Origin of the sequence: uncultured Psychroserpens sp., assembly GCF_947501425.1 — a bacterium.
In the GTDB taxonomy this organism is placed as follows: Bacteria; Bacteroidota; Bacteroidia; order Flavobacteriales; family Flavobacteriaceae; genus Psychroserpens.
The window spans coordinates 229,933-238,148 of sequence record NZ_CANMVN010000010.1 but is presented as its reverse complement, the minus strand read 5'-3'; the positions used below and the strand labels follow the sequence as shown (position 1 = coordinate 238,148).

Here is an 8,216-nt window from a genome sequence, read left to right as displayed (position 1 = left end):
TACACAGCAAAAGTGGCTGGTACTGAAGCAGGCATTACAGAACCTGTACCATCATTCTCTGCTTGTTTTGGAGAACCGTTTATGCCATTACACCCAACAAAATATGCTGAAATGTTAAGCAAAAAGATGCAGGAAGCTGGTGTGAATGTATGGCTGGTTAACACCGGATGGACAGGTGGACCTTATGGTGTAGGATCTCGTATGAAATTAAAATATACCAGAGCTATGATTACGGCTGCAATGGATGGAAGTTTAGAAGCGGCTAATAAAGATAATTATCATATTCATTCTGTTTTTGGAGTACAACAACCTAGAACATGTCCTAATGTTCCTGCTGAAGTTTTGAGTCCGAGAACCACTTGGAATAATGACGAAGGCTATTACAAAACAGCTTATAAGTTATCACAAACATTTAGAGATAATTTCAAGCAATTTGAGGAATATGCTAATGATGAAATTATGGCTGGAGCGCCTAATTTGAAATAGTATTCTGAATATACAATGATCAAAAAAAGCGTCCCGATAACAAGTATCGGGACGCTTTTTTATTTTTATAAAATGACAAGAAGGATTTTTCTTATTTTCCTTTATTCACTTTGTCTATATATTTCTGTAATGCCATGGTCATTGATGGTGTCTCCGGTGTTGGAGCAGCAATATCAACTCGTAATCCGTGAGACTCAACAGCTTTGATTGTGGTGTTTCCAAAAACTGCAATACGAGTGTCATTTTGTTTGAATTCAGGAAAGTTATGAAATAAGGATTCTATTCCTGAAGGGCTAAAGAATACTAAGATGTCGTAGTAAACATTAGCCAAATCTGAAAGATCGCTAATTACAGTTTTATAAAATGTAGCTTGTTTCCATTTTACTCCTAAACCATCTAAAATTTGAGGAACCTCAGGTTTTAATTTGTCAGTTGTTGGTAACAAGAAGTTTTCGTCTTTGTACTTTTTAATCAAAGGTGAAAGATCTTTGAAAGTTCGTTTACCAACATATATTTTACGTTTTCTATAGACTACATACTTTTGGAGATAGTAGGCTACAGCTTCAGATTGACAAAAGTATTTCATTGTGTCTGGAACTTTGAAACGCATTTCATCACATACTCTAAAGAAATGATCAACAGAGTTTCTACTTGTAAGTATGATAGCAGTATAGTTGGCAAGATCAACTTTTTGTTGTCTTATATCTTTGGCTTCTACACCTTCAACATGAATAAATGGTCTGAAATCTATTTTGACCTTTTGTTTTTCTTGAAGATCAAAGTAAGGCGAATTTTCTATTTTAGGCTCTGGTTGAGATACTAAAATCGTTTTCACTTTCGTCATATTCCTTAAAGTGTTTTAAGTGTTGAAATCTTTAATTAACTTATATAAAATTAGATAGGGTCCAATTTCAAGTGCGCAAAGATACAAAATAAAATAGAAAAAGTTGTTTAAAAGTAACTTTTGATAGTTTTTAAATGAAGAAATAAATCCAATCAAGTTGATGAGTATTATTAGGCCAATTACACCATAAATAATTGATTCAGATGGTTTTAATGCATAGATTAAAATGCAATTAATAGGGAAGAGCACGAAACCAGAATAATTTTTAAACGTGGTTTTTTGAAATAAGTATGAATCGATAAGCTCGTCAATATCAAAAAGGCTCCCAATTAAACGTTCTAATAAAACTTTGATTAAGAACAGAACACCAATTCCAAATAATAATTTAAAAAACAGGTTGAGATTAAACTCTGAGGGACTTACTAATGTAGAATAACTAATGTATGCAAATAATGAAACAGATATTATACCATTTAAGAAAAGCAGTGCATCAAATCCATCAACAAACTTTTGGTCTCTTGCATAAATCTTTAAGTACTTTGAATTACCAATAACAGCCAAAAAATCTTTGAATCGATGTGCAAACAAATATTTGGTAAGTGTTATACAGGTCAAAGCCAATATAAGAAATATAGTAAACCAGTCATTAGAAATTACGTCTCTAAGCATACCACAAAATTAGGAAGAATATTTGATGAATTAATACGATATAATCTTCAACTTCAAATCATTCTTCTAAGATTAACAATGTTTATGATTTTAACACTTAATTTTAAATGATAAAACACTTACTTTTGTCTTTGACTAACACTAAACGCTAATATAATATTCAATGCAGGATGCAGTTGTCATTATACCAACTTACAATGAGATAGAGAATATTGAAGCTATTATAAGAGCTGTATTTGCTCAGGATAAAGCATTTGATATTTTGGTTGTTGATGACAATTCACCTGATGGAACAGCAACAAAGGTTACTGAGCTTCAAAGAGAGTTTGGAGAGCAACTACATTTACTGTCAAGAGCAAACAAAACAGGTTTAGGAACGGCATATATTGCAGGTTTTAAATGGGCTTTACAGAGAACTTACGATTATATTTTTGAAATGGATGCAGATTTTTCTCATAACCCAAACGACCTTATCTACCTTTATAATGCCTGTGCTGTTAAAGGCGCAGATATGTCTATAGGCTCTCGATACATTAATAATAATATTAACGTTGTTAACTGGGATATGAAGCGTTTATTGTTATCTTATTTTGCCTCTAAATATGTGAAGTTCATTACACGAATGCGAATAGCTGACACCACAGCAGGATTTGTATGCTATAAACGACAGGTTCTGGAATCTATAAATTTGGACGATATTAAATTTGTTGGTTATGCTTTTCAAATAGAAATGAAATTTAAAACGTATCAAAAAAAGTTCAAAATAGTTGAAGTGCCTGTAGTGTTTACAGATAGAACAAAAGGGAAGTCAAAAATGAGTGGAAGTATTATTTCTGAAGCTATTTTTGGTGTGATTAAAATGAAAGTTAAAAGTTTATTTAATAGTTAATATGAAAGATAGAACCTTACTCATAAAGAATGCTAAAATAGTAAATGAAGGAAAAGTTACCGAAGGTGATATATTAATTGAAGGTGAGATCATTAAAGAGGTATCAAGTTCAATAAGTGCGAAGTCTGCTGACGTTATAGTCATAGATGCAGAAGGAAATTATGTGTTCCCAGGAGCTATTGATGATCAAGTTCATTTCAGGGAGCCTGGATTAACACACAAAGCAAATATTGAAACAGAATCCAGAGCTGCCCTTGCAGGAGGAATCACCTCTTTTATAGAGATGCCTAATACCAATCCACAAACTACTACTGTAGATAAATTAGAAGAAAAATTCAATATTGCATCAAAGTCTTCTTATGCTAACTATTCTTTCATGTTTGGTGGCACCAATAATAATTTAGATGAAATTTTAAAAGTAGATACTAAAACCGTAGCTGGTTTAAAATTGTTTTTAGGATCTTCAACAGGTAACATGTTAGTAGATGATCCTGAAGTTTTAGAAAAGATCTTCAGTAGTACTGATATGGTAATTTCTGTACATTGTGAAGATGAAGCAACCATTAGAAAAAACCTTCAAGACCACATTGATGAATACGGAGAGGATATTCCTATTGAAAAACACCCAATAATTAGAAGTGAAGAAGCTTGTTATTTATCGTCTTCAAAAGCAATCGAACTAGCAAAAAAAACAGGAGCGAGGTTACATGTATTTCATTTATCTACAGGAAAAGAGACTCATTTATTCACAAATAAAATTCCACTAAAAGATAAAAAGATTACTGCCGAGATTTGTATACACCATCTTTGGTTTAGTGATGAAGATTATGCAAAAAAAGGGACTCATATCAAGTGGAATCCTGCTGTAAAAACAGCAAAGGACAGAGATCAATTGTGGAAAGCATTATTAGATGACAGGATTGATGTTATTGCTACTGATCATGCACCACATACTTTAGATGAGAAAAATAATAATTACACTAAAGCTCCATCTGGAGGGCCTTTAGTACAGCACGCTTTAGTTGCCATGATTGAAATGTATCATAAAGGAAAACTTTCATTGCCAAAAATTGCTGAAAAAATGGCACACAATCCTGCAATTTTATTTCAGGTCGAAAAACGTGGATATATTAAGGAAGGTTACTATGCAGATTTAGTTATAGTTGATATCAATAATCCTTGGTCTGTTAAAAAAGATAATATTCTATATAAATGCGGATGGTCCCCTTTTGAAGGCACTACATTTAAGTCTCGAATTACCCATACCATTTTAAATGGAACCTTAGTATACAATAATTTTAAAGTTTTAGATGTTAAAGCAGCTAAACGATTAACATTCAATAGATGATGAAACATCTTGCAATTTTATTAGTAGCCTTCTTTGTTTTAGGGTGTCATTCAACTGGGAAACCTAAAAAGCCCAAAAACCTCATTCCCAAGGATAAAATGGCAAATATCATGTATGATGTATTTCTTTTGAATGCAGCTAAAGGTGCTAATAAAACTAAGTTAGAAGATAATGGTATTTTCCCTCAGGACTATGTTTTTAAAAAATACGATATAGATAGCTTGCAGTTTGTTCAAAGTAACGAATACTATGGGTATTATGTCGAAGAATATGAGTCTATTATTCTTCAGGTAGAGGACCGTATCAACAGAGATAAAGAAAAGTATCAGAAGTTAATTGATCAGGAAGAACTCGATAAAAAGCGAAAAAGAGATTCTATAAGATCTCTTAGTGATTCTTTGAGAACCAAAAAAGACACAAAGAAAAAACCACTTGAGAGAGTAGATTACAAAAACTATCCAGACGAAGAATCCTCTAAATAAAAATCAGATATCTTTTTAATAGATTGATCAATTGGATTAAATCCAAAATTGAAATCAGACCTTATTTTAGAATTGTCGTAAATGGTCTTACTTGAAATTGAATTGACGGTTTGCTTTGATAGTTTCCGACGTTTTCCAAATAGTTTATGATTCAACCAATCCATTCTCCATGCCAAGGCTAATAAAAATGGTGATGCTTCTTTTTGAGCAGGTTTTACTCCCAGAGCTTCAGCAACTTTATGCTGAAAGACTTTAAAAGGTAAATTTTCAGCAATAACAATATAGCGTTGATTGATAAGATCACTAGTCATAAGTTTGATCATAGTGTCTGTTACATCCCACACATCTACATAAGCTGATACTCCAGAAGGGTAGTATTTCATTCCTTTATGTATTCGCTTAAATAAACTACCGCTTCCTCCTCCGTTCCAAAATCCAGGTCCTAAAATAATACCAGGATTTACTATCACAGCATTTACACCTTCTTGAGTTCCTCTCCAAACCTCCATTTCGGCACCATACTTAGTGATGGCATATACACTATGGTCAAGCTCAGGATTCCATTCGGTTGTTTCTGTAATTAAGGTGTCTGGATTTTGCTCATTTCCAATAGCAGCAATAGAACTGACATAACATAATTTTTTAATCTTATTAGAAATACAAAGATTAACAATATTAGCTGTGCCCTCAATATTAACTTTACGAAGTTCTTGATATCTATTAGGTTCAAAACTTACAAAAGCAGCACAATGATAGACATGAGTGATGTCTTTAAATGCTTTTTCCAGAGCTGGAATATCATTAATATTAGCTTCTACCCAATCAATTTTATTATAAAGTGTGTCAACATCGTTTGTGAAATAAGAAAATACTTTTTTAACACGTTCTAGTTTATGTTGACGTCTGTAAATAGCTCTTACAGACTCATTATTGCTCACAAGATTGAACAATAAATGAGAACCAACCAAGCCTGTACCACCTGTTACTAAAATCATTTTGTAAAATTAGTCTTTTTTCTTTTGAGGTATACATCTATATTTGCCAAAGATTACTAAAATACATGTTATGATAAAGAATTTTGTAGAGGAATTGAAATGGAGAGGGATGGTACATGATACAATGCCTGGAGCCGAAGATCATCTAATGGAAACTATGCGATCTGCTTATGTAGGGTTTGATCCAACAGCAGATTCTCTTCATATCGGTAATCTTGTTCCTATCATGTTATTAGCACATTATCAACGTTGTGGTCATAAACCATATGCATTGGTTGGAGGTGCTACAGGTATGATTGGTGATCCTTCTGGAAAATCAAGTGAGCGTAACTTGTTAGACGAAAAAACACTTCGTCATAATCAGGAAGCTATTAAAAAGCAACTGGCTCATTTTTTAGATTTTGAGAGTGATGTTGCCAATGCTGCTGTTTTAGTAAATAACTATGACTGGATGAAAGACTTCTCTTTTCTGGAATTTATTAGAGACGTAGGGAAGCATATTACAGTTAACTATATGATGGCTAAGGATTCTGTGAAAAATCGAATTTCTTCTGAGTCTTCAGATGGTATGTCTTTCACAGAGTTTACATATCAGCTAGTTCAAGGTTATGATTTCTTGCATTTGTACAGAGAAAATGAATGTACAATTCAAATGGGAGGAAGTGACCAATGGGGAAATATTACCACAGGAACCGAATTAATCAGACGTATAGCTCAAGGAAAAGGATTTGCAATTACTTGTCCGTTAATTACAAAAAGCGACGGATCTAAATTTGGGAAATCTGAAGGTGGAAATGTATGGTTGGATGCCAACCGAACATCACCTTATAAGTTTTACCAATATTGGTTGAATTCTAGTGATGAAGATGCTGAAAAGTATATTAAGATTTTCACATTTCTTACTGAAGATGAGATAAAGACTATTATAGCTAGTCACCAAGAAGCACCTCACCAGAGACAACTTCAAAAACGTTTAGCTGAAGAAATCACAACGATGGTTCATTCTAGATCTGATTTTGAAAATGCCGAAAAAGCTTCAAATATTTTATTCAGTAAAACGTTTAAATCTGATATTAAAACGCTAGATGAGAAAACATTTTTAGACGTCTTTGAAGGTGTTCCTCAAGCAATAATAACTAAAGAAGAATTATCTCAACTGGATATGATTGGAGCGCTAGCTGCTAAAACAAATTTTCTAGCCTCAAATAGTGAAGCGCGTCGAGCTCTTAAAGAGAACGCAGTATCAGTGAATAAAGAGAAGGTTAAAGATGATTATCAATTATCAGCTGATGATTTGATTAATGATACATATATCATTCTTAATAAAGGAAAAAAAAATACTTACATTATAAAAGTAGAATAAAAGAAAAACGTCCCATTTTAAATGGGACGTTTAACATTAACCAATCAACTATTATTTAGAAGCTAATCTTTCTTTTTCATAGAACTCTTAAACTATTCTAAATTCATAGCTTCATATATCTTTGTCGGGTTTTATTTCAAAACCTTACAGGCTTTTATAAAACCATCAAATTACATCCTCTAATATCACTGGAGTCAAATCTTCCAATAACTTCAAAGCTGTGATTGTCATAAACGCGACCTAAATCTTGAGTGGCAACAAATGAACAGGAATTAACATTGGCGAGATCTATCACATTAATACCACCAGTTTTTCCTAACTTTTGGTGTGTTAGTGCATCTTCAGGATCACGAGTTAGTACACGCATCCAGTTAGGACATCTAAACAGACCGTTGCCTTTGGAGTAGGCCTGACTTAAAAGTTCGGTCATCCCATATTCACTATGAATATGAGTGACGCCAAATCCAGATTTTAAAATATGGTGAAGTTCGTCTCTAACTAGTTCTTTTCTGCGACCTTTCATACCACCTGTTTCCATAATGATGGTGTTTTTTAAATTGAATTGGTATTGCTCAACAAGATCTAAAAGAGCAAATGACACACCAATGAGCAGTATTTTTTTTCCTTCGGAATCAGACCTGATAAGTTGTGTTTTCAATGCTTCAAGATCATTCAAATAAAAACCACTCTCTGAATGCTGAGAGGCTTGTATCATGGTATTGACCATGTAGATCAATGACGAGCCCTCGCGTTCCAAATAGTTTGGTAATAATGCCAGAACAACATAGTCACTAATGTTTCCGTAGAACTGTTGAAAGCCCTTATTAAAACTTTGTTCGTATAAATTGAGATCTGTCACGTAATGTTTACTTGTAACAGTTCCTGTGGTTCCACTACTTGAGAAAACATCTTCGATTTGAGCTTTGGAACTTAAAACCTGATGGCTTTTAAAGAATTGAATGGGCAAAAAAGGAATGTCCTCAATCAATCTTATATCACTAGGATGTTTATAAAGCAAATCACAAAATGACCGATACACTGTATTATTTTCAAACTGGAACTTAAAGATGTCTAAAGCTAAAGTATTGAAGGTTGTTTCCGAAGTAATTGAAAATATATCCTGTGTATGTATCATCATAG

9 protein-coding genes are annotated in these 8,216 nt (G+C 33.1%); 5 read left to right on the top strand and 4 right to left on the bottom strand.

Annotated features, from left to right (window positions below):
* The coding region (locus tag Q0951_RS16185; protein WP_299339136.1) for a phosphoenolpyruvate carboxykinase (ATP) at positions 1 to 486 on the top strand (486 nt) is incomplete at its 5' end.
* Between the two features lie 91 nt (positions 487 to 577).
* On the opposite strand, the gene Q0951_RS16180 is transcribed toward Q0951_RS16185, so the two are convergent.
* Positions 578 to 1,330 carry a uroporphyrinogen-III synthase gene (locus Q0951_RS16180; RefSeq protein ID WP_299339133.1) on the bottom strand — a complete coding sequence of 251 codons (753 nt, stop codon included), beginning with the start codon at positions 1,328 to 1,330 and terminating at the stop codon, positions 578 to 580.
* A 15-nt stretch (positions 1,331 to 1,345) separates the two neighbouring features.
* On the bottom strand, positions 1,346 to 1,999 hold the full coding sequence (locus tag Q0951_RS16175; protein ID WP_299339132.1) for a DUF4271 domain-containing protein: 654 nt from the start codon (positions 1,997 to 1,999) through the stop codon (positions 1,346 to 1,348).
* A 163-nt stretch (positions 2,000 to 2,162) separates the two neighbouring features.
* Between Q0951_RS16175 and Q0951_RS16170 the strand changes: the two genes are divergently transcribed.
* From Q0951_RS16170 to Q0951_RS16160, 3 genes are read left to right on the top strand one after another with little or no spacing between them, the layout of a single operon-like run.
* Entirely contained in the window at positions 2,163 to 2,888 is a 726-nt protein-coding gene (locus tag Q0951_RS16170) for a polyprenol monophosphomannose synthase (RefSeq protein ID WP_299339129.1), read from the top strand.
* A gap of 1 nt (position 2,889) precedes the next feature.
* Positions 2,890 to 4,236: a dihydroorotase gene (locus Q0951_RS16165; protein ID WP_299339126.1), complete on the top strand. Its 1,347-nt coding sequence runs from the start codon at positions 2,890 to 2,892 to the stop codon at positions 4,234 to 4,236.
* Entirely contained in the window at positions 4,233 to 4,718 is a 486-nt protein-coding gene (locus tag Q0951_RS16160; protein WP_299339123.1) for a DUF4296 domain-containing protein, read from the top strand. The genes Q0951_RS16165 and Q0951_RS16160 overlap by 4 nt, the downstream gene beginning before the upstream one ends.
* Here Q0951_RS16160 and Q0951_RS16155 read toward each other — a convergent pair.
* Complete coding sequence (locus tag Q0951_RS16155; protein WP_299339121.1) at positions 4,691 to 5,713, bottom strand: NAD-dependent epimerase/dehydratase family protein; 1,023 nt, start codon at positions 5,711 to 5,713, stop codon at positions 4,691 to 4,693. The two genes, Q0951_RS16160 and Q0951_RS16155, sit on opposite strands and share 28 nt — an antisense overlap.
* A gap of 70 nt (positions 5,714 to 5,783) precedes the next feature.
* Between Q0951_RS16155 and tyrS the strand changes: the two genes are divergently transcribed.
* On the top strand, positions 5,784 to 7,076 hold the full coding sequence (tyrS, locus tag Q0951_RS16150; RefSeq protein ID WP_299339118.1) for a tyrosine--tRNA ligase: 1,293 nt from the start codon (positions 5,784 to 5,786) through the stop codon (positions 7,074 to 7,076).
* Between the two features lie 154 nt (positions 7,077 to 7,230).
* Here the strand turns inward: tyrS and Q0951_RS16145 are convergent, their stop codons facing one another.
* Complete coding sequence (locus Q0951_RS16145; RefSeq protein ID WP_299339148.1) at positions 7,231 to 8,211, bottom strand: acyl transferase; 981 nt, start codon at positions 8,209 to 8,211, stop codon at positions 7,231 to 7,233.
* Positions 8,212 to 8,216 lie beyond the last annotated feature (5 nt).